Raw genomic sequence first — 20157 nt, 5'->3', positions numbered from 1 at the left:
GAGCGTGACCAGCGTCTCCCTGCTCAGGAGAGCCCTGGCCCAGCTCCGGTTGGATGCGGTCAGCGCTGCCTCCTCTACCCGGCCTGATCAAGCCCCGCCGCCACCGCAATCTAGCAAACAAAGATGTACTTCTGAGAGGCCCGCGCTTTCAGAACGGCTCCGCCCGTCCCAGCAGCGCGTGGACGCACTTGCCGCGCGGCGCCACCGGCCGCCACCCGAGGGACACGGTCATCAGTTCCAGCATGGCGAGCCCGCGCCCCGACTCGCTGTCGCAGTCGAAGGCGTGCACCACGGGCAGGGCGGGGCTGTCGTCGAACACCTCGATGACGGGGCCGCGCTCGGTCAGGAAGGCCCGCACCGTGATGGTCGCGGACGCGGTGTGGGTCATCGCGTTGCCGGCGAGTTCGGAAACGCAGAGCCGGGCGGTCTCGGCGTCGAGGCCCCATTCGGCGAAGACCTTTCCGATGAATTCCCGGGCATCGCGAAGCCGCTCGGGGTCATTCTCGATCACCAGCATGATCGGTTCGCGCATGCGAGCCTCCGAAATCTGTGATGTGGGCCACAGATTGAACGGAATGGCCTAGCGTTGTCACTGTTCCCGGGAACAGTCGCAACAGTGCGCAACGTGCGTCATTGCGGAAGGTGATCAATGTCCCTCAGGCCGTCACCGGATCCGATGTCCTCAATGTGGGCATGGTTGGCCTACGACCTGCGCTTTTACCGTACGCGAGCGCGGATGAGCGGTGAGAAGTTCGGGAAGATCATTGGGGTGGTGCGCTCGACTGTTTCCAGGCTGGAGTCTGGAGAGTTGCGCCTTGACGAGAAACAAGCCGCCGCACTGGATCAACACTTCGCAACAAGCGGGCATTTCCTCCGATTGCTCACCTATGCGAAGCTTGGCCACGACCCAGACTGGTTCAAAGAGCATGTTAGCTACGAGGCCCGCGCATTCCTCCTCAAGATTTACGAGTTGGCGCTCATCCCCGGCCTGCTCCAAACCGAGGAATACGCACGTGCCTGCTTCGAGGCGGCGGGGGTGGAGGATGTCGATGCTCAGGTGGCCGCACGCCTCGCGCGCCAGAAGACACTGGAGCGAAGCCCTCGCCCCCTGTTGTGGATTCTTCTCTCGCAGAACGTCATCGAGTGGCCTGTGGGCGGGCCGGAAGTGATGCGCAGGCAGCTTGGGCATCTCTTGGACGCGACACGGGGCTCGGATGCGATCCTGCGGGTCGTTCCTCGCACAACGGGCGCGACCATCGGGCTGGACGGAGCGTTCAAGATCCTGTCCGTCGCGGAGGGGGATGTGGCGTATACCGAGGCGCACGGGGGTGGGCGACTGATCCTCGCTACTCAAGAGGCGCGACAGTTCGGTATCCGATGGGACAGGATTGGAGGCAATGCGCTCCCCAAGGACGCTTCGCGGAGCATGATCGAGCAAGTCATGGAGGACATGCGGTGATTCAGTGGCGCAAGGCGAGCCGTTCCAACACGCAGGGAGGGGACTGTGTGGAGGTGGCGCGCTTCCCGGCCGCCGTTGGCCTGCGTGACAGCAAGGACCCGGAGGGGCCCAGGCTCGTGCTCGGCCGCGATGCCTTCAAGGCGTTCACGGACGCGCTGAAGGCCGGGTAGTGCTTGGAGGAGAGGAGGGGTTCGGTGAACTGGCGCAAGAGCAGCCACAGCGGGACTCAGCAGAGTGATTGCGTGGAGGCAGCGCGCTTCCCGGCGGCTGTCGCCCTGCGTGACAGCAAGGACCCCGCGGGGCCGAAGCTCGTCCTCGGCCGCGATGCCTTCAAGGCGCTCACGGACGCCCTGAAAGCCGACTAGCCCACCACCCAGGTCGTGTCCGGCGAGAGGTGAGCATGCAGCAGGTCTTCTGGCTCGACACCCGGTACGACCGGGAGGCCGGCCGGGATGCCGCCGGCCGCTATGCGGAGATGCTGGCGGCCAACATCGCCGAGTTCGACGGCACCTGGGGGGACATCGCGCCGGTCGGCTTCGCCTGTGCCGCCTGGCGGGTGGCGACGCCGCCGATCTCGTCGCCGGGCCTGGTGCGGTGGCACCGGCGTGTCCTGTCGGCGTCCTGCGTCCGCAACACCTGGGACGGTTCGATGACCGCCAGGGTGACGCTCGTATCGCCGCTGCCGGAGCCCCTCACGGCGAACCGCACCTGGTGGCGCGACCGCGGCTGGCAGGGCTGGCCGGAGATCTTCGGCCAGTTCGTCGAGCCGGCCCAGCAGGACCTGGCCAAGGCGCCGCACGTCCGCGCGACCCTGCTCGTGGACGCCCCGCTCCCGCTGGAAGGGCTCCCGGCGGCCCCGGACGGCCCGGACGACGACCCGGCCGATGCCGCTCACCGGGCCCTGGCCGTCATGGTCGCCGGGCTCAACGAACTGCTGTCCCCGCTTGTCGCCCAGTTGGAGGGTGTGTCCTGAGCCGCCTGACCCGGGGCCGGGGCGTTCGCTCCGACGCCGCAGGCCGGCCACCTTCACGCGGCGGATTCCGGGGGCCTGACGGGCGGTCCGAGCGGTTCGTGCGAGGTCATATCGTTGCTGACCATGGCGGTGAAAGACGAGATGCCGCTCTCCGGCGGGGACGTGACGGAGGGCGTGGTGCGGGTGGGCGACACGGTGCGCCGCCCGCTCGGCCCGCACAGCCCGGCGGTGCACGGCCTGCTCCGCCACCTGGAGCGGGTGGGCTTCGACGGCGCCCCGAAGGTGCTCGGGGTGGACGAGCGGGGGCGCGAGATCCTCAGCTGGATGGCCGGCGAGACCCCCGGCCGGCCGCTGCCCGCCTACGCCGTCACCGACGAGGCCCTTGAGGGCGTGGCGCGGCTGCTGCGCCGCTACCACGATGCCGTCGCCTCCTACGAGCCGCCCGCGGGTGCTCCGTGGGATCGGGCCGCCTCCAATCTGGACGGGCCGCCCGAGCTGGTCGGGCACTGCGACGTGACGCCCGAGAACGTCGTCTTCCGCAGTGGCGCGCCTTACGCGCTGATCGACTTCGACCTGGCGCGGCCGACGACCCGGCTCTACGACGTCGTCACCGCGCTGCGGCACTGGGCGCCGATCGCCGACCCCGCCGATCGCGACGACCTGCTCTACCAGGCCGATGTGGGCCGCCGGATGCGGATCTTCAGCGACGCCTACGGGCTGGACCGGGACGCCCGGCGCGAGCTGCTGCCCGCGTCCCGGACCCGGTTCGAGCGCTCCTACCAGGCGATGCGGCACCGCGCCGAGCGGTTCGGCGGCGCCTGGGCGCGGATGTGGCAGGCCGGCGCCGGGCCGCGCATCCGCCGCGCGCAGGACTGGCTGGAGTGCAACTGGGACGAGCTCGATGCGCGCCTCTGACGCCAGGGCGCTCGGTCTGGTCCTCGGTGTGGCGCTGGACGCTCTTTTCGGGGACCCCCGGCGCGGTCATCCGGTCGCGGCGTTCGGGCGGACCGCGTCCCGGCTGGAGCGAGGGTTCTATGCCGACTCGCGGGCGCGGGGCGTGCTGTTCACCGGCCTGCTGGTCGGCGGGGCCGGTGCGCTCGGCGTCGGGGTGGAGCGGGCGGCGCGCCGTCCGGTGGCCCGGGTGGGCGTGACCGCGTTGGCGACGTGGGCCGTGCTGGGCGGGACGTCGCTGGGGCGGGAGGGGCGCGTCATGGCCTCTTATCTGGAGGCCGGCGACCTGGACGCCGCCCGGGGGCGGCTCTCTCATTTGTGCGCGCGCGACCCCGCCGGCCTGGACGCGGACGCGCTCGCCCGCGCGACCGTCGAGTCCGTCGCCGAGAACACCTCCGACGCCGCGATCGCGCCGCTGGTGTGGGGCGCCGTCGCGGGCGTCCCCGGCCTGCTCGCCTACCGCGCCGCCAACACCCTGGACGCCATGGTCGGCTACCGCAGTCCGCGTTATGCGAACTTCGGCTGGGCTTCGGCGCGTTTCGACGACGTGGTGAACTGGGTCCCGGCCCGGCTGACGGGCCTGCTGACCGTGGCCGTCGCCCCGCGCAGCGACGCCTGGCGGGTGCTGCGCCGCGACGGCGCGTCCCATCCGAGTCCGAACGCGGGCCGCTGCGAGGCCGCGTTCGCCGGCGCGCTCGGCGTCCGGCTCGGCGGGACCAACGCCTACGGCGGGCGGGTCGAGCACCGGCCGGAGCTCGGTGACGGCCGTGCGCCGCAAGTGCCCGACATCCGGCGTGCCGTCCGCTTGTCGGCGGCTGTTACCGTCTCCGCCGCGGCGGTATGCGCCGCATGGGCGTGGAAAGGCAGATAAGTGGGCGGGGCGCTGCTGGTGGCGGGGACGACGTCGGACGCGGGCAAGAGCGTCCTCACCGCCGGGATCTGCCGGTGGCTCGCCCGGCAGGGCGTGCGGGTCGCGCCGTTCAAGGCGCAGAACATGTCGCTGAACTCGATGGTCACCGCGGACGGCGCGGAGATCGGCCGCGCCCAGTACACCCAGGCCCTGGCCGCCGGGGTGGAACCGCGCGCGATCATGAACCCGGTGCTGCTGAAGCCGGGCAGCGACCGCCGCAGCCAGGTGGTGCTGCTCGGAAGGCCCGTCGCCGAGGTGGACGCGCTGGAGTACGGCGCGCACAAGGAGCGGCTGCGCGCCGTCGTCGCCGACAGCCTGGCCCGGCTGCGCGCCGAATACGACGTGGTGGTCTGCGAGGGCGCGGGCAGCCCCGCCGAGATCAACCTGCGCGCCGGGGACATCGCCAACATGGGCCTGGCGCGGGCGGCGGGCCTGCCGGTGGTCGTGGTCGGCGACATCGACCGCGGCGGCGTCTTCGCCGCCCTGTACGGGACGGTCGGGCTGCTGGAGCCGGCCGACCAGGCGCTGGTCGCCGGCTTTGTGATCAACAAGTTCCGGGGCGCGGCCGAGCTGCTCGCGCCGGGGCTGGAGCAGCTGCGCGCGCTGACCGGGCGGCCCACGCTCGGCGTGCTGCCCTGGCAGCCGGGCCTGCACCTGGACGCCGAGGACTCGCTGTCCCTGGACGGCCCCCGCCCCGACGCGCAGCCCCCCTACGGCAAGGAGACGCTGCGGGTCGCGGTGGTCCGCTTCCCCCGCATCTCCAACTTCACCGACCTGGACGCGCTGGCCTGCGAGCCCGGTGTCGTCGTCCGGTACGCGACCGGCCCCGGTGACCTGGCCGACGCCGACCTGGTCGTGCTGCCCGGCAGCCGCGCCACCGTCAGCGACCTGGCGTGGCTGCGCGAGCGCGGCCTGGCCGCGGCGATCGGCGAGCGGGCCGCGCAGGGCCGCCCCATTCTGGGTGTTTGCGGCGGTTACCAGATGCTCGCCCGGCACATCGACGACGAGGTGGAGTCGAAGACCGGGGGAGTGGACGGCCTCGGCCTGCTGCCCGCCCGGGTCGTCTTCGCCGCGGACAAGACCCTCGGCCGCCCCGAGGGCGGCGCCTACGGCGAGCCGGTGCGCGCCTACGAGATCCACCACGGGATCGTCGAGACCGAGGGCGGCGAGCCGTTCCTGGACGGCTGCCGCGCCGGCGCCGTCTACGGCACGACCTGGCACGGCGCGATGGAGAACGACGGCTTCCGCCGCGCCTTCCTCGCCGACGTCGCGGCGCGGGCGGGCCGCGACTTCACCCCGGCGCCGGACGTGTCGTTCGCCGCGCTGCGGGAGCGGACGCTGGACGTCCTCGGCGACCTGGTGGCCGAGCACCTGGACACCGAGGCGCTGTGGCGGCTCATCGAGCAGGGCGCTCCGGCGGGCCTGCCGGTGGTCGCGCCGGGCGGTGTGCCGGAAGTGTCTGCTGACAAGTAAGTGATCCCTGGTTAGGATCACCCCTGTTCACGAGGATGGTTCATATTCAGGGGTGACGCCGGTGCGGCGGATTTTCGGTGTGCTGGCGGCGTCCGGCGGGCTGCTGCTCGGCCTGACGGCCCCCGTCCACGCGGCGGGCGGCGAGCTGGCGGCGGCGGCCGAGCAGGCCGCGCGGGGCTGCGACCCCATCGACCCGGCCGCGTGCCTGGTCCCCTTCCCCAACGACGTCTACACGGTGCCGGCCGCGACCGACACCGGGCGGCGGGTCGCGCTGAAGCCCGGCGCGATGCCGCGCAACGTCATCGGCAAGGGCGTCGACCCCGCCGAGCTGAACCGCAGCGACGGCTTCTCGCCCGGCTCGCCGATCCTGCTGCAGGTCCCCGGCGTCGACCCGGCGAAGACCGGCCTCGCGCCGAGCACCGACATCGGGCGGTCGCTGGCGGCGGACGCCCCGATCGCGCTGGTGAACGCCCGGACCGGCGAGCGGCACCCCTACTGGACCGAACTGGACGCCCAGGACCCGCAGCACCGCACGCTGATCGTCCGCCCGGCCCGGCGGCTGGACGAGGGGACCCGCTACCTGGTCGCCGTCCGCGGCCTGAAGAACGCGAGCGGCGCGCCGATCGGCCCCGGCCCCGTCTTCACCGCGCTCAGCCGCAAGAGCGCCCCGGCCGACGCCCGCCTGAAGCCCCGCTGGCGCGCCCTGCAGACCACCCTGGCCGACCTGCGCAAGGCCGGCGCCGGCGCGGACCTCGACCTGGCCTGGGACTTCACCACCGCGTCCGCCCGCAGCATCACCGGCCGCGCCGTCGCGATGCGCGACACCGCGTTCGCGCGGCTCGGCGCCAAGGCGCCCAAGGTGCTCGTCACCTCCGACAAGGCCACCGACGACCCGAAGATCGCGCGGCGGATCAACGGCCTGATCGAGGTGCCGAGCTTCCTGAACCCGGCCGGGACGCGGCTGACCTACGCCAAGGCCGACCCCGGCCCCTACGACCCGCCCGTCGCGCCGGCGTGGCGCACCTACCACGCGCCGTTCCAGTGCAACGTCCCGCGCACGGCCGGCAAGGTCCGGCCGGTGCTGTACGGGCACGGCCTGTTCGGCGACTACACCGTCATCGACTCCGACGCCTCCAAGGCGTTCGCCGCCGAGTACGGCCTGATGCTGTGCGCCACCAACTGGATGGGCATCTCCGGCCCCGACAAGCCCTACCTGGCGCTGCTGACCGACCTCAGCAACTTCCCGGTCATCCCGGACCGGATGCAGCAGTCCTACATCAACGCCCTCTTCCTCGGCCGCTGGATGGCCCACCCGAAGGGCGCGCGCACCAAGGTGGCGAACCTGGACCCGGCCGCCAAGCTCACCTACTCGGGCGTCAGCCACGGCGGCATCCAGGGCGCCGCGCTCACCGCGCTCGCGCAGGACTTCACCACCGCCGTGCTGAGCGTCCCCGGCCAGGGCTTCTCGACGCTGCTGAACCGCAGCGCGTCCTTCGCCCCGGTGGCGCAGGTCATCGACATCCCCTACCCCGACAAGGCCGACCAGCAGATCGGGTTCGCGCTGCTGCAGACCCTGTGGGACCGCGGCGAGGCCGACGGGTACACCGCGCACCTGGTGCGCGACCCGCTGCCCCGCACGCCCGCGCACCGCGTCCTGCTGCACGAGGCGTTCGGCGACGACGCGGTGGCCAACGTGACCACCGAGGTCGAGGCCCGCACGCTCGGCATCCCGGTGAAGCAGCCCGCGCTCCGCCCCGGCCGCAGCAACGACGTCACCCCGCTGTGGGGCATCCCGGGCCTGACCGCCTTCCCCTACACCGGCTCCGCGCTGGTCGTGTGGGACAGCGGCAGCCCCGCCCCGCCGCCGGGCAACGTGCCGGCGACCCCGCCGCAGAGCCCGCACGACAGCACGGTGCGCAGCGTCCTGGCCCGCCAGCAGGCCGCGCACTACCTGAAGACGGGCGGCCAGCTGATCGACGTCTGCGCCGGCGCCCCCTGCGTCATCCCGGTGGGGTGACGCACACCTAACGAGACGGCCCAGGTCCGGCGGTCACACCCGGCACAGCGGTATCGTGATCCACTCTGTTGCCGTCGGCCCAGGAGGAAGTACCCGTGACCGATTCGCGGACCAGCCTGATCGTCCCGCTGATGAAGGCGCGGGTCCCGGCCGAGGTGCAGCTGGAGTTCCCGCTGCCGCCGGGCGAGGAGCCGATCCGCGAGGAGTTCGCCGGCGACCTGTACGTCACCTACGCGCTGGAGCTGGCGGGCGAGCCCGCCCGCCGGTACGAGCACGTCGCGCGGCGGCACTGCGCCGAGCTCGGGCTGGAGCCGGCCGGGCTGCGCCGCCGCGCCGCGCTGAACCTGCGCGACCGGCGGCCCGACCTCGCCCTCGGCTGGTACCCCGACGCGCGGGCGGTGACGGTCACCCTCGGCGAGGGCGGCCTGGCCGCCGCGCTGCTGCTGGACGAGGGGTTCCTGGACAAGCTGGCCCAGGACGTCGAGGGCGACCTGGTGATCGCGGTCCCGGCGCGGGACGTGTTCGTGGCGTCGGGCACCGGCCACCCCGACGGGATCGACAAGCTGCGCTGGGCCGTCGCGCAGGTGTGGGCGGAGGACCGCGGCGAGGAGGAGGCCGGCCCGGGCTGGGACGTGCCCGCCGGGAGCCTGCTCACCCGGGACCTGCTGGTGCGCCGGGACGGTGCCTGGGAGACCCTCGCCGCCTGAGCGTCTGACCTAATCAGGCCTTCTTTCAGACCGAAATACCGAGAACCCGCCGTGTCGGTACGCCTACCCGGCGTAGCCTCCGCTTGTCGTGCTCAGGCAGGAGGGATTCGGCCATGGAAGGCAATCTCGCGATCGCGCTGGCTCACCGCGCGGACACCCAGGGGTGGCGCGACCGCCCGCTGTTCCACACCGGCGGCGCCGTGCTCACCCACGGCGAGGCGCATGACGCCGCCGCCCGCGCGTCCGGGGTGCTGCACGCGGCCGGCGTCCGGCCCGGGCAGCGGGTGCTGATCGCGCTGCCCGACTCGCCGGGGTTCGTCGCGGCGCTGCTCGGCACGCTGCGGCTCGGCGCCGTCGCGGTGCTGGCCGGGCCCGAGCAGTCCGCGGCCGAGCACGCCTACGTCCGCGCCGACGCCGAGCCGCAGGCGGTCGTCTGCGACGCCGCGCTGGCGCATCGCTTCCCCACGGTGCAGGTGCTCACCGGCGACGACCTCTCCGACGAGCCCGCGGCGGTACCCGCCCCGGCGCCCGCCGGCCCGGACACCCCCGCCTACGTGCAGTACACCTCCGGCACGACCGGCAAGCCCAAGGGCGTCGTGCACCGGCACGGCGACCCCGCGGCCTACGTCCGGGCGCTCGCGCTCGGCGCGCTCGGCATGACGGCCGGCGACGTCACGTTCTCGCTGTCCAAGGCGTGCTACCCCTTCGGTCTCGGCGCCACGGTGTTCTTCCCGATGTTCTGCGGCGGCTCGTCGGTGCTGTGGCCGCAGCAGCCGAGCGTCGCGGGCGCGGCCGCGCAGCTGCAGCGGCACCGGCCGACGCTGCTGTTCACCGTCCCGACCTGGTACGCCCGGCTCGTCGGCGACCCGGCGGTGCGCGCCGCCGCCGGGTCGCTGCGGGCGGCGGTGTCGGCGGGCGAGCCGCTGCTGCCGTCGCTGGCCGACCGGATCGAGCGGGTGCTCGGCTGCCCGGTGCTGGACGGCCTCGGTAGTACCGAGGCCGGGCACACCTTCGTCTCCAACACCCTCGCCCGGCGGCGGCGGGGCACGCTCGGCGTGGTGCTGGACCCGTTCCAGATCGAGGTGCGCGGCGAGGGCGGCGCCCCGGCCCCGGCCGGCGAGACGGGCGTGCTGTACGTGCGCGGCCCGTCGGTGATGCGCGAGTACCTCGGCCGGCCGGACAGGACCGCCGAGGTGCCGGCGCCGGACGGCTGGCTGCGCACCGGCGACCTGGTGCACGTGGACGCCGAGGGGTTCGTCCACCACCACGGGCGGCTGCTCGACCAGGTGACGGTGTCGGGGGAGCCGGTCCGCCCGCTGGAGGTGGAGCGGATCTTCGGGCTGCACCCCGAGGTGGTCGAGGTCGCCGTCGTCGCCGACCCGGCGGGCCGGCTGCGCGCGTTCACCGTGCTGGAGGGGCGGCCGCCCGCCCCGGCGGTGGCCGGGCCCGCGCTGCTGGCGTTCGCCCGGGAGCGGCTGCCCGACCACAAGGTGCCGCGCTCGGTGACGTTCCTGCCCGAGCTGCCGCGCACCTCGACCGGGAAGGTGCGGCGGGGGCTGCTCGCGCGGCTGGGCGACGGCGAGCCGGACATGCCCCGGTAAGGGCCCTGACCTGGGCAAACGATCGGCAACGACTCGCCGGTCGGCGGCCTGCCCCGATGATCTCCTGGGTACCACCCGCCCTGGTGATGATCTCCCAGGGGGGGCCGGATGACGGCGATGGCGGCGAAGGCGGCCGGCGGTGTGGCGGCGGGTGCCGCCCTGGTCGCGGCACTGGCCTACCAGTGCGGGACGTTCCACGCCCATGAGGCGGCCTCGGACCGGCCGGCGGGCGCCGCGCAGCCCAAGGCCGCGCCGGTCCGGCTCATCGGGGACGGCTCGATGGCCGACACCGGCCCGCAGCCGAACACCTTCCGGGCCGCGCGGCTCGCCCCCGGGCAGCGCCCGCCGCAGTTCGTCGTCTTCTCCTGGGACGGCGCGGGCGAGGACTCCAACCGGCTGTTCTCGCGCTTCCGGAGCCTCGGCGCCCGCTACGGCGCGACGCAGACGTTCTTCCTCAGCGGCCTGTACGTGCTGCCCGAGTCGCAGCGCAGGCGCTACCGGCCGCCGGGGCGCCCGGCCGGCGCGTCGTCGATCTCCTACCTCAGCACGGCGAGCGTGCGCCGCACCCTGGACGAGCTGCGCGCCGCGTGGCTGGAGGGCAACGAGATCGGCACCCACTTCAACGGGCACTTCTGCGGCCCGTCGGGCGTCGGCTCCTGGTCGCCCGCGCAGTGGCGCTCGGAGATCAGGCAGGCCAAGTGGCTGGTGGCGAACTGGAAGACCACGACCGGCTGGACCGCGCAGCCGCCGCTGCCGTTCGACTACGGCAAGGAGCTGATCGGCGGCCGGGCGCCCTGCCTGGAGGGCCGCGCGAACCTGGTCCGGGCGGCCCGCGAGATGGGGTTCCGCTACGACTCCAGCGGCGTCGGCCGGCAGGTCTGGCCGGGCAAGCGCGGCGGGCTGTGGGACGTGCCGATGCAGATCGTGCCGATGCCGGGGCGGCACATGGAGGTGCTGTCCATGGACTACAACTTCCTCGCCAACCAGTCCCGCAGCCCGCGCGCGCGGCCGGCGAACGAGAAGCAGATGCGCGAGGGGCTGATGCGCGGCTTCCGGCGCGCCTACGACGGCAACCGCGCCCCGCTGATCATCGGCAACCACTTCGAGGACTGGAACGGCGGCATCTACATGCGGGCCGTCGCCGACGTCATGCGCGACGTGTGCAGCACGCCCGAGGTGCAGTGCGTGTCGTTCCGCAACCTGGTCGACTGGCTGGACGCGCAGGACCCGGCCGTGCTGCGCGAGCTGCGCGGCCTGGACGTCGGCGAGCGCCCCGAGCGCGGCTGGCCGGGCGCGATGCGGTCCGCCGACTCCTGACCCCGCCTACACCTTCACCTTCAGCGAGGCGAGCGACTCCAGGGCGCGCACGAGCGGGGCGAGTTCGGGCAGCTCGGCGGCGTCGGCGAGGGCGGCGTCCAGCGCGGCGTTGTGCGTCGGCGCGGCCTGCCGCTCCAGCAGCACGCCCGCCTCGGTGGCCTCGGCGTAGATGCCGCGGCGGTCCTCGTCCGACAGCACCCGGGTGATCAGGCCGCGCTTCTCCAGCCGGGTGACCAGCCGGGTCGTCGCGCTCTGGCTGAGCACCAGCATCCCGGCGAGCTGCTGCATGCGGGTGTGCCGCCCCGCCGGCCCGGCGAGGTGGTGCAGCGCGCAGAACTCGTTGACGCTGAGGCCGTGCCGCTCCTGCAGCGCCTGCTCGATCCGGTCCTCGATCCGGGCCTGCAGCGCGGCCAGCGTCCGCCATCCCTGCACCCGCGCCTCGTCGGGACGTGACATGACCCACCCTCCGCCCGGTTGCCCGGAGTCTCTTTGCATGGCGAGATAGCGAGCGTGTGCAATTAATGCATACGCTCCCTACATGCGTACGCCTCTTACATGTGCGCGCTCACTACTTTACCGGAGGACCCTCATGCCGCTCGCCGTCCTCGCGCTCGCCCTCGGCGCCTTCGGCATCGGGACGACCGAGTTCGTCATCGCCGGGCTGCTGCCCGACCTCGCCGCCGACTTCCACACCTCCATCCCGGCCGCCGGGCTGCTGGTCTCGGGCTACGCCTTCGGCTGCGTCGTCGGCGCGCCCCTGGTCACCGCGCTCGGCGCCCGGCTGCCGCGCCGCACCATGCTGCTCGGGCTGATGGCGCTGTTCGTCGCGGCGCACCTGCTGTCGGCGCTCGCGCCCTCGTTCGGCCCGCTGCTGGCCGCCCGGGTCGTCGCCTCCTTCGCGCACGGCGCCTACATGGGCATCGGCTCGGTCGTCGCCGCCGAGCTGGTCCGGCCGGAGAAGCGGGCGAGCGCGGTCGCGCTGATGTTCGCCGGGCTCAGCCTGGCCAACGTGCTCGGCGTGCCGCTCGGCACGTTCGTCGGGCAGCAGTTCGGCTGGCGGGCCACGTTCTGGATGGTCGCCGGGGTCGGCGTGCTCGCCCTCGCCGGCATCGCGCTGCTGGTGCCGCGCGGCGGCCGGCCCGCCGGCGGCCTGCGCGGCGAGCTCGCGGTCTTCCGCAGCGGCCAGGTGTGGCTGACGCTCGCCATGACGACGCTCGGCTGGGCGCCCGCCCTCGCCGTCATCACCTACGTCGCGCCGCTGCTCACCGACGTCACCGGGTTCGGCGCGGGCGCGGTGCCGCTGGTGATGACGCTGCTCGGCGTCGGCATGCTCGGCGGCGGCTTCGCCGGCGGCCGGCTCGCCGGGCGCGCCCCGCTGCCCGCCGTCTACGGCACCCTCGCCGCGCTCGCCGCGACGTCCGCGCTGCTCCTGCCGGCCGCGCACAGCAAGATCGCCGTGGTGGCGGTGCTCGGGCTGTTCGGCCTCGTCGCCTCGGCGGCCATCCCGGCGCTGCAGATGCGGGTGCTGGACAAGGCCGCCGAGGCGCCGACCATGGCCTCGGCCGCCAACGTCGCCGCGTTCAACCTCGGCAACACCATCGGCCCCGCCCTCGCGGGCCTGGCCATCGGCGCCGGCTTCGGCTACACCTCGCCGCTCTGGGTGGGCGCGCTGCTCGGCGCCGCCGGCCTCGCCGTCGCGCTGCTGTCGGGGCTGCTGGAGCGGACGGCCCCCGCGCCGCAGGACGCGCCCGCCACCGAACCGGCGCCCGTCACCAGGTGATTAATCGCTGTCGCCCCGCGCGGCGCCCGCCGATAATCGGCGCATGGTCTCGCTTGAGCAGTTGCTCGCCTTCTGCGCCATGTCCGTCGTCATCGTCCTGATACCGGGGCCTTCGGTGCTGTTCGTGGTGGGCCGCGCCCTCGCGCACGGCCGCCGCACCGCGCTCACCGGCGTCGTCGGCAACGAGCTCGGCGCCCTGCTGCTGACGACCGCGGTCGCGCTCGGCGTCGGCGGCGTCGTCGCCCGGTCGGCGGTGGTGTTCACCGTGCTGAAGTTCGCCGGCGCCGCCTACATCGTCCACCTGGGCGTCCAGGCGATCCGGCACCGCCGCTCGCTGCAGGACGCGGTCGGCGCGCCGGCGGCGGGCGACCGGGGCCGCGCGCTCTGGCAGGGCTTCGTGGTCGGCGTGACCAACCCCAAGACGACGGTGTTCTTCGCCGCGGTGCTGCCGCAGTTCGCTGACCGCGACCGCGGCCACGTCCCGCTGCAGATGATGGTGTTCGGGCTGGTCTTCTGCCTGATCGCGCTGCTGCTGGACAGCCTGTGGGGCCTGGCGGCGGGCACCGCCCGCGCCTGGTTCGCGCGCTCGCCGCGCCGGCTGGCGGCGATCGGCGGCACCGGCGGCCTGATGATGATCGGCCTCGGCGTCACCGTCGCCGCGACCGGCCGCACGGATTAGCCGGACCCGGCCAAGCCGGATATATCGGGTGTGTGGGGTCGGTGGTGATCGCTAGGGTGAGCCGACTTTCCGGCCCACACCCCCCAGGAATCACACAGTGAACATCGACTTCAACGCCGAGCCCACCTTCTCGTGGTACGTCCTCCTGCTCGCCTTCGCGGGCGTCGTCATGGTCGTCATGGCGGCGCTCGGCGGCGGCCAGGGCGCCGGCATGCGCGTCCTGAACGGCCTGTTCGGCGTCGGCTTCCTCGGCTACGCCTTCTACCTGGCCTTCATCTTCGAGGGCGGCAGCTACGTGCTGTTCTTCAAGGCGTTCATCCTGCCCGTGCTGCTGCTGATCAACTTCGTCCGCACGCTGCTCGGGCGCCGCTCCGCCTCGGCCTGACCCCGCCGCGCCCGTGCCCCGCGCCGCTCCCGGCGCGGGCACGCGCGCGTCAGGAGGACAGGCTGCGCCGGTACAGCTCGGCGACCTGCGGCGCCGCCAGCCGCGGCCACACGCTGGACCGGCCGGTCTGCCGGTCGATGACCAGCACGCTGCCGCCGATCGTGGACGGCGGCCGCGACCAGTCGGCGGGCGGCGGCTCCACCGGCCACACCACGAACCCGAGGTCGAACTCGTGCACGCCGACGTCGAAGCGGCGGCCCCGCGCGGAGGGCGCATTGTCGAACATCGCCCGGGACCGTTCCACGACCTGCTCGCGAGTGATCACGCCATGCCCCGTCCGTCGGTGCCGGTGACGATGACCCACACCCCGTGCACGTTGGGGTAGAGGGGGGTCTGCGAGCGCTCGCCGGTGTTGGCGTCCATCCACACCAGCCGGCCCTCGTGGTTGCACACGCTCCAGGCGTGCGTGCCGGTGCCCTCGGCCGGATGCCAGCCGTTGACGATCAGCGCGGCGTGGCCGTGCCCGAGCGACAGCAGCCGGTCGGCCAGGACCTGCAGTGCCGCGGCGTCCGGCCCGAGGTAGCGGAACGGCACGCCGAGCCGCTGCTCGGCGCGCTCGCGTCCGCCGGCCTCGCCCTGCAGCAGGCTGAGCGGGTCCTGCGGGTCGTAGGAGACCGGCGACGCCACGCGCGGCGTCCCGTACCAGGTCTCCAGGAAGCTCAGCGCGCAGTCCAGCGCGTTGCCGGTGCGGCTGCCCTCCGTCTGCGGGGGGTGTGTCATAAGGGGTGCGACTCCGAATCTGTGATGATCTCGGCGATGCTATGTCACCGGCGGACCGGAGACGATCGGATCGGCCGGCCCGGGGACCTCGGCGGACGGGGCCTCGGCGCCGAAGCGGCGGCGCAGCGGGTACAGGGCCGCGACGACGGCGAGGCCCGCCAGCGAGGCGGCCAGCTGGGAGCGCTGCTCCGGCATGAACGCCATGGACACCAGCACCGCCACCAGCACCGCGACCACCAGCCACGACAGGTAGGGGAAGGCCCACATCCGGTAGGTGAGGCTCGCCGGGTCCTCGCGCCGCAGGCGGGCGCGCAGCCGCAGCTGGGAGAACATGATCGCCAGGTAGACGAACGCCAGGATCACCCCGATCGAGTTCATCAGGAACCGGAACACCTGGTCGGGGGAGAGGTAGGAGGCGAGCACCGCGCACCACGCCGCGACCGTGCCGAGCAGGATCGCGCGGACCGGGACGCCGCGCCGGTTCAGCCTCGCCAGGCCCGCCGGGGCGTCGCCGGCGCGGGTGAGCACGTGCAGCATCCGCGACGAGACGTAGACCGCCGAGTTCAGCACCGACAGCACGGCGGTGAGGATGACCGCCTGCATGGCGGTCCCGGCGGCGGGCACGTCCATGTGCTCCAGCGCGCCGACGAACGGGCTCTGCAGCACCCGGGCGTCGTCCCACGGCAGGATCGCCACCACCAGGAAGATCGACAGCACGTAGAACAGGCCGACCCGCCACAGCACGTTGCTGGTGGCGCGGGCGACCGCGCGGCCCGGCTCGTCGCTCTCGGCCGCCGCGATGGTGACGATCTCGGTGCCGCCGAACGCGAACATCACCGCCACGACCGCCGAGAACACCGAGGCCGCGCCGTTCGGGACCAGGCCGCCGTGCGCGGTCAGCGTGCCGAGGCCGCCGGGCGAGTCCGGCCAGAGCCCGAGGACGTACAGGACGCCGAGGATCGCGAAGACCGCGATGGCCGCCACCTTGATCGAGGCGAACCAGAACTCGAACTCGCCGAACGACTTCACCGACACCAGGTTCACCGCCGTCATGACGAGCAGCAGCGCGGCCGCGAGCAGCCACTGCGGCAGGTCGATCCAGGCCGCCAGGATCGCCGCCCCCGCGACGGCCTCGGCGCCGACCAGGATCACGTACAGGTACCAGTAGAGCCAGCCGACGGTGAAGCCGGCGAACGGGCCGAGCGCCATCCGCGCGTACCCGGCGAGCGAGCCCGCGTCGGGCCGCGCCACCACCATCTCGCCGAGCGCCCGCAGGACGCCGAGGACGAGCAGCCCGGCGGCGGCGTAGGACAGGATCGCGGCCGGTCCCGCCGTCTTGATCACGTTGCCGCTGCCGACGAACAGGCCGGCGCCGACCGCGCCCCCGATGGCGAGCATGGTCATATGGCGGCGCCGCAGCCCGGCCTGCAGCCCCGTACTGGTTTCGGACATCCTCTGCTTTCCCCGTGCCTCGCGTTGCCGACAGGGATTCACCCTAGGTGGGCTGCGGCAATGCGAAGAACCGGAAGAAAGGGACGGCCGAATCATGTGATCTTGCCGATGGCGAAGCGGGGGCGGCGGACCGCGAGGCCGCCGTCACCTCGCGGCACCGTGCCCGTTCCGCCCATCGTAGGGTGACCCCATGGACGCGACGCAGGATGTGCTGGGGCCCGGTTACGAGGCCATCGAACTGCCCCTCGGCGAGGACGCCGAAGGCCCGCTCGTCGCCACCCTCGTGCGGCGGCGCGGACCGGAGCCGAGCCGCCGCGCCGTGCTCTACGTGCACGGCTTCGTCGACTACTTCTTCCAGACGCACCTGGCCGACTTCTACGCCGGGCTCGGCTTCGACTTCTACGCGCTGGACCTGCGCCGCTACGGCCGCTCGCTGCGCCCGCACCAGACGCCCAACCACGTCGACAGCCTCACCGAGTACTTCACCGAGATCGACGAGGCCGTGCGGATTATCCGGGAGGAGGACGGCCACGACGTCCTGCTCGTCAACGGCCACTCCACCGGCGGCCTGATCGCCGCGCTGTGGGCCGACCGGGTCAAGGGCCGGGGCCTGGTCGACGGACTGTTCCTCAACAGCCCGTTCTTCGACATCAACGACTCGCTGCTCATGCGCAAGGCCGGCGCCGGCCTGGCCCGCACGCTGCGCCCGCGCTTCCCCAAGGCCGTGCTGCCCGCCGGCGTCTCGGAGGCCTACGCGCGCTCACTGCACCGCGACCACGGGGGCGAGTGGGACTTCGACGTGGCGTGGAAGCCCCTGGCCGGGTTCCCGGTGCGGGCCGCGTGGCTCGCCGCGATCCGCCGCGGCCAGCGGCGCCTGCACGCCGGGCTCGGCATCGACGTCCCGGTGCTGGTCATGGCCTCGGCCGGCAGCAGCCGCCCGTCCGCCCGCGCGCAGGCCAAGGTGGTGCTGAGCGAGGTCGACGCGGTGCTGGACGTCGAGCACATCGCCCGCTGGACGCCCCGCCTCGGCCGCCACGTCACGCTGGTGCGGATCGCGGGCGGGATGCACGACCTGGTGCTGTCGGCCAAGCCCGCCCGCGACGAGGTGTTCGCCGAGCTGGCCCGCTGGATCCGCGGCTACCTGGACTGAGCTCAGTCCAGGATCTTGGAGATGTCGAAGTCGTCGAACTCGGCGACGGCCTTGATCGAGGTGTTGCCGCCGCTGGCGAGCTGAAGCCCGGTCCAGCCCGTCGGCAGCGGCTGGTCGGTGTCGGTGAGGTCCACCGCCTGCTCGCCGTTCACCCACGCCCGCAGCCGCACCTTCTTGCCCTTGTCCTCGTCCTCGCAGGCCAGCTGCAGCTTGTTGGTGCCCTTGGTCTTGTAGCCGGGCACCTCGGCGGGCGTGGCGAGGTTCTTGGTGCCCCGGTCCTTGGCCGCCTTCCCCAGGATCGCGCCCTTGCCGTCCTTGCGGACCACGAACGAGTAGAGCGTCTTGTTGTCGTCGTGCGCGTGGCAGTACAGGCCGAAGGTGGCGTCGTCGGGCCCTTCGGAATGGACGACGTTGACGGTGAGCAGCGTCCGGGGCGGTATGTCCGGGCCGGGCTTCGGGGCGGGGTAGGCGCGGAAGGTGTTGTACTGGTCGGTCTCGAACCGGTACTTGCCCTCGCTGTAGCCGGATCCGTTGATTCCGCTGATGAAGGCGCCCCCGTTCCAGCCCGAGCCGGTGTTGGCGAAGGTGTCGCTGAACACCGTGGCCAGCTTGCTCTGGTCGGGCGGGCCGTCCGGCCCGCGCAGCGACCACACGCCGATGCCGAGGACCAGCACGCCCGCCACGGCCGCCGCGCCGATCATCAGCGGCTTGCGCGGCAGGTCCGCCAGCGGCGACGGCGCACCCGGGCGGGACGCGTCGCCGCGGGTGGCGTCGCCGCCGAGCATCGCGGTCGGCGCGGGCTGCTGGTAGGTGGCGTGCGGCGGCGGGACGGGCGGCGCCGCCGGCGACGGCCGCGGGCCGGCCGGGCCGAGCCCGTGCCACGACGACTGGACCGTCTCGGCGATCCGCTCGGGGTTCGGCTGCGCGTGCCCGACGAGCCGGGCCAGCAGCTCCTGCACGGTGGGCCGGCTGCGCGGGTCCTTGTCCAGCGCCGCCGCGACCACGTCGCGCAGCGCCGGGTCCAGCCGGGACAGGTCGGGCTCCTCGTGCGCCACCCGGTAGAAGATCTCCGGGACGGTGTTGCCGGCGAACGGCGCGCCGCCGGTGCCGGCGTAGGCGACCACGCAGCCCCAGGCGAACACGTCCGAGGCGGGGGAGACCGGCTCGCCGCGCAGCAGCTCGGGCGGCAGGTAGTTCGGGGTGCCGACGAACTGACCGGTGCGGGTCGGGCCGTCGGCGGCGTCCAGGGCGCGCGCGATACCGAAGTCGATCACGCGCGGGCCGGTCGCGGACAGCAGCACGTTGGCGGGCTTGAGGTCGCGGTGCACGATCCCCGCACCGTGGATGGCGCTGAGCGCGGTGGCCATGCCGACCGCGATGCCCTCCAGGTCCGAGCCGGGCAGCGGGCCGCGCTCGGCGACCGCGCGCTCCAGGCTCGGGCCCTCGATGTACTCGGTGACCACGTACAGCGGGTCGTGCTCCAGCTCGGCGTCGATCACCGGCGCGGTGCAGAACCGGCGGACCTGCCGGGCGGCGGTCACCTCGCGCTGGAACCGCTCGCGGAAGGCGGCCTCGCCGGCCAGCTCACGGTTGATCACCTTGACCGCGACGCGGCGGCCGGCGGCGTCCTGCCCGAGGAACACCGTGCCCATCCCGCCCCGGCCGAGACGGCCGAGCAGCCGGTACGGCCCGAGCTCGGCCGGGTCCTCGGGCCGCAGCGATTCGGCGTTCTCTCCTGCGTGGGTGGTCATCATGATCCTGGGGGTCGGGGGGAGCCAGTGGGACAAACCATATCGATCAGGAGTACCGGTGCGTGTCAGATCCAGTCACGCATGGTCTGACGCGCCAGGCCGACGGTGCGCTCCACCTGCGCGGCGACGGTCGCGGGGTCCCAGATGTCGCGCCGGGCGCAGTCCTCGAACGCCACCCGCGCCGCCGCGCCGTGGAAGCCCACGATGATCTGCGGCCGCAGGTCGGTCTCGGGGTCCACCCCCTGGCGGCGGGCGATCTCGGTGGCCAGCACCTTCTCCGACGCCGAGTAGCGGGCCATCTGCGCGGCCACCAGCGCCGGCGTGGCCTCGATCACCTGGCGGACGCGGCGGAACCGCTCGATGTCGGCCGGGCCGCTCTCGGCGATGGTGCGCACCATCACCCGCAGCGACTCGAACAGCGCGGTGAAGGGCGGCTCGCCGGGCGGGCGCTCGGTCAGCGCCTCGGCGAGCACCTGGTCGAACTCGGCGAGGAAGCCGGTGACCACGTCCTCCTTGGTGGCGAAGTAGCGGAAGAAGGTCCGCTGGGACACCTCGACCGCCGCCACGATCTCGTCGATCGTGGTCGCCTCGTACCCCTTGGCCAGGAACAGGTCGAGCGCGGCGTCGATCAGCGCCATCCGGGTGCGCTGCTTCTTGCGTTCGCGCAGGCCCGCCAGGGCGCGTCCCGGACGCTCGCCGGCGCCGGACGCGGCCGGGGACGGGGGGCGGACGGCGGTCATCGCGGGTTCCTCCGGCTCTCCGGACGGTGTGG

Annotated in this window: 22 protein-coding genes; 15 read left to right on the top strand and 7 right to left on the bottom strand. The window is 73.4% G+C overall.

The features are described from left to right. Positions 1–148: 148 nt before the first annotated feature. Positions 149–532 (bottom strand): ATP-binding protein, encoded by a 384-nt coding sequence (locus ACRB68_RS22560; RefSeq protein ID WP_153535670.1) that lies wholly within the window; start codon positions 530–532, stop codon positions 149–151. 165 nt (positions 533–697) lie between these two features. On the opposite strand from ACRB68_RS22560, the gene ACRB68_RS22555 reads away from it, so the two are divergent. The 11 genes from ACRB68_RS22555 to ACRB68_RS22505 all read left to right on the top strand — a co-directional run bounded on the left by ACRB68_RS22555 (position 698) and on the right by ACRB68_RS22505 (position 11408). Further along, positions 698–1459 carry a helix-turn-helix domain-containing protein gene (locus ACRB68_RS22555; RefSeq protein WP_194293414.1) on the top strand — a complete coding sequence of 254 codons (762 nt, stop codon included), beginning with the start codon at positions 698–700 and terminating at the stop codon, positions 1457–1459. 47 nt (positions 1460–1506) lie between these two features. Further along, positions 1507–1629, top strand: a complete 123-nt coding sequence (locus ACRB68_RS42860; protein ID WP_407924302.1) for a DUF397 domain-containing protein — start codon at positions 1507–1509, stop codon at positions 1627–1629. A 24-nt stretch (positions 1630–1653) separates the two neighbouring features. After that, positions 1654–1824: a DUF397 domain-containing protein gene (locus ACRB68_RS22545; RefSeq protein WP_328594610.1), complete on the top strand. Its 171-nt coding sequence runs from the start codon at positions 1654–1656 to the stop codon at positions 1822–1824. 35 nt (positions 1825–1859) lie between these two features. After that, positions 1860–2432: a hypothetical protein gene (locus ACRB68_RS22540; protein WP_153535662.1), complete on the top strand. Its 573-nt coding sequence runs from the start codon at positions 1860–1862 to the stop codon at positions 2430–2432. 123 nt (positions 2433–2555) lie between these two features. Further along, the gene (locus tag ACRB68_RS22535; RefSeq protein WP_194293413.1) at positions 2556–3347 is read left to right on the top strand and encodes a phosphotransferase; all 792 of its coding nucleotides are present in this window, start codon (positions 2556–2558) and stop codon (positions 3345–3347) included. Next, positions 3334–4254: a cobalamin biosynthesis protein gene (locus ACRB68_RS22530; RefSeq protein WP_153535660.1), complete on the top strand. Its 921-nt coding sequence runs from the start codon at positions 3334–3336 to the stop codon at positions 4252–4254. The genes ACRB68_RS22535 and ACRB68_RS22530 overlap by 14 nt, the downstream gene beginning before the upstream one ends. Continuing rightward, positions 4255–5766, top strand: coding sequence for a cobyric acid synthase (locus ACRB68_RS22525; RefSeq protein WP_328594609.1), 1512 nt, complete (start codon positions 4255–4257; stop codon positions 5764–5766). 61 nt (positions 5767–5827) lie between these two features. Beyond that, positions 5828–7783 (top strand): hypothetical protein, encoded by a 1956-nt coding sequence (locus tag ACRB68_RS22520; protein WP_328594608.1) that lies wholly within the window; start codon positions 5828–5830, stop codon positions 7781–7783. A 95-nt stretch (positions 7784–7878) separates the two neighbouring features. Continuing rightward, the gene (locus ACRB68_RS22515) at positions 7879–8490 is read left to right on the top strand and encodes a DUF1444 family protein (protein ID WP_328594607.1); all 612 of its coding nucleotides are present in this window, start codon (positions 7879–7881) and stop codon (positions 8488–8490) included. A gap of 113 nt (positions 8491–8603) precedes the next feature. Next, on the top strand, positions 8604–10091 hold the full coding sequence (locus ACRB68_RS22510) for an AMP-binding protein (protein WP_153535658.1): 1488 nt from the start codon (positions 8604–8606) through the stop codon (positions 10089–10091). Between the two features lie 108 nt (positions 10092–10199). After that, positions 10200–11408, top strand: coding sequence for a polysaccharide deacetylase family protein (locus tag ACRB68_RS22505; RefSeq protein WP_235959858.1), 1209 nt, complete (start codon positions 10200–10202; stop codon positions 11406–11408). A gap of 6 nt (positions 11409–11414) precedes the next feature. Here the strand turns inward: ACRB68_RS22505 and ACRB68_RS22500 are convergent, their stop codons facing one another. Next, complete coding sequence (locus tag ACRB68_RS22500) at positions 11415–11864, bottom strand: MarR family winged helix-turn-helix transcriptional regulator (protein ID WP_153535656.1); 450 nt, start codon at positions 11862–11864, stop codon at positions 11415–11417. A gap of 133 nt (positions 11865–11997) precedes the next feature. Here ACRB68_RS22500 and ACRB68_RS22495 point away from each other — a divergent pair, with 133 nt between their 5' ends. The 3 genes from ACRB68_RS22495 to ACRB68_RS22485 all read left to right on the top strand — a co-directional run bounded on the left by ACRB68_RS22495 (position 11998) and on the right by ACRB68_RS22485 (position 14252). Further along, the gene (locus ACRB68_RS22495) at positions 11998–13188 is read left to right on the top strand and encodes an MFS transporter (RefSeq protein WP_153535654.1); all 1191 of its coding nucleotides are present in this window, start codon (positions 11998–12000) and stop codon (positions 13186–13188) included. A gap of 43 nt (positions 13189–13231) precedes the next feature. Continuing rightward, the gene (locus ACRB68_RS22490) at positions 13232–13867 is read left to right on the top strand and encodes a LysE family translocator (RefSeq protein WP_153535652.1); all 636 of its coding nucleotides are present in this window, start codon (positions 13232–13234) and stop codon (positions 13865–13867) included. A 97-nt stretch (positions 13868–13964) separates the two neighbouring features. Next, a complete protein-coding gene (locus tag ACRB68_RS22485) occupies positions 13965–14252 on the top strand; it encodes a hypothetical protein (RefSeq protein WP_153535650.1) in 288 nt (95 codons plus the stop codon). A 49-nt stretch (positions 14253–14301) separates the two neighbouring features. Here the strand turns inward: ACRB68_RS22485 and ACRB68_RS22480 are convergent, their stop codons facing one another. From ACRB68_RS22480 to ACRB68_RS22470, 3 genes are read right to left on the bottom strand one after another with little or no spacing between them, the layout of a single operon-like run. Further along, positions 14302–14577, bottom strand: coding sequence for a hypothetical protein (locus ACRB68_RS22480; protein ID WP_153535648.1), 276 nt, complete (start codon positions 14575–14577; stop codon positions 14302–14304). Beyond that, positions 14574–15032, bottom strand: coding sequence for a toxin glutamine deamidase domain-containing protein (locus ACRB68_RS22475; protein ID WP_153535646.1), 459 nt, complete (start codon positions 15030–15032; stop codon positions 14574–14576). Before ACRB68_RS22475 ends, ACRB68_RS22480 begins: the two co-directional genes overlap by 4 nt. Before the next feature lie 39 nt (positions 15033–15071). Continuing rightward, entirely contained in the window at positions 15072–16484 is a 1413-nt protein-coding gene (locus ACRB68_RS22470; RefSeq protein WP_194293412.1) for an amino acid permease, read from the bottom strand. A 190-nt stretch (positions 16485–16674) separates the two neighbouring features. Between ACRB68_RS22470 and ACRB68_RS22465 the strand changes: the two genes are divergently transcribed. Beyond that, a complete protein-coding gene (locus ACRB68_RS22465) occupies positions 16675–17634 on the top strand; it encodes an alpha/beta hydrolase (protein WP_153535644.1) in 960 nt (319 codons plus the stop codon). Between the two features lie 2 nt (positions 17635–17636). Here the strand turns inward: ACRB68_RS22465 and ACRB68_RS22460 are convergent, their stop codons facing one another. Together ACRB68_RS22460 and ACRB68_RS22455 are read right to left on the bottom strand one after the other, a co-directional pair. Next, the gene (locus ACRB68_RS22460) at positions 17637–19388 is read right to left on the bottom strand and encodes a serine/threonine-protein kinase (protein ID WP_153535642.1); all 1752 of its coding nucleotides are present in this window, start codon (positions 19386–19388) and stop codon (positions 17637–17639) included. Positions 19389–19450: 62 nt separating this feature from the next. Further along, entirely contained in the window at positions 19451–20125 is a 675-nt protein-coding gene (locus tag ACRB68_RS22455; RefSeq protein ID WP_153535640.1) for a TetR family transcriptional regulator, read from the bottom strand. Between the last annotated feature and the right edge of the window lie 32 nt (positions 20126–20157).

Origin of the sequence: Actinomadura macrotermitis (assembly GCF_009604375.1) — a bacterium.
GTDB classification, from domain to species: Bacteria; Actinomycetota; Actinomycetes; order Streptosporangiales; family Streptosporangiaceae; genus Spirillospora; species Spirillospora macrotermitis.
This window is presented reverse-complemented; position numbering and strand designations above follow the sequence as displayed.

Excerpts from the sequence above, each read along its gene's own strand:
- ACRB68_RS22560 (WP_153535670.1), bottom strand. The coding sequence starts at position 532 with ATGCGCGAACCGATCATGCTGGTGATCGAGAATGACCCCGAGCGGCTT.
- ACRB68_RS22540 (WP_153535662.1), top strand. The coding sequence starts at position 1,860 with ATGCAGCAGGTCTTCTGGCTCGACACCCGGTACGACCGGGAGGCCGGC.
- ACRB68_RS22535 (WP_194293413.1), top strand. The coding sequence starts at position 2,556 with ATGGCGGTGAAAGACGAGATGCCGCTCTCCGGCGGGGACGTGACGGAG.
- ACRB68_RS22530 (WP_153535660.1), top strand. The coding sequence starts at position 3,334 with ATGCGCGCCTCTGACGCCAGGGCGCTCGGTCTGGTCCTCGGTGTGGCG.
- ACRB68_RS22510 (WP_153535658.1), top strand. The coding sequence starts at position 8,604 with ATGGAAGGCAATCTCGCGATCGCGCTGGCTCACCGCGCGGACACCCAG.
- ACRB68_RS22505 (WP_235959858.1), top strand. The coding sequence starts at position 10,200 with ATGACGGCGATGGCGGCGAAGGCGGCCGGCGGTGTGGCGGCGGGTGCC.
- ACRB68_RS22500 (WP_153535656.1), bottom strand. The coding sequence starts at position 11,864 with ATGTCACGTCCCGACGAGGCGCGGGTGCAGGGATGGCGGACGCTGGCC.
- ACRB68_RS22495 (WP_153535654.1), top strand. The coding sequence starts at position 11,998 with ATGCCGCTCGCCGTCCTCGCGCTCGCCCTCGGCGCCTTCGGCATCGGG.
- ACRB68_RS22490 (WP_153535652.1), top strand. The coding sequence starts at position 13,232 with ATGGTCTCGCTTGAGCAGTTGCTCGCCTTCTGCGCCATGTCCGTCGTC.
- ACRB68_RS22475 (WP_153535646.1), bottom strand. The coding sequence starts at position 15,032 with ATGACACACCCCCCGCAGACGGAGGGCAGCCGCACCGGCAACGCGCTG.
- ACRB68_RS22470 (WP_194293412.1), bottom strand. The coding sequence starts at position 16,484 with ATGTCCGAAACCAGTACGGGGCTGCAGGCCGGGCTGCGGCGCCGCCAT.
- ACRB68_RS22465 (WP_153535644.1), top strand. The coding sequence starts at position 16,675 with ATGGACGCGACGCAGGATGTGCTGGGGCCCGGTTACGAGGCCATCGAA.
- ACRB68_RS22460 (WP_153535642.1), bottom strand. The coding sequence starts at position 19,388 with ATGATGACCACCCACGCAGGAGAGAACGCCGAATCGCTGCGGCCCGAG.
- ACRB68_RS22455 (WP_153535640.1), bottom strand. The coding sequence starts at position 20,125 with ATGACCGCCGTCCGCCCCCCGTCCCCGGCCGCGTCCGGCGCCGGCGAG.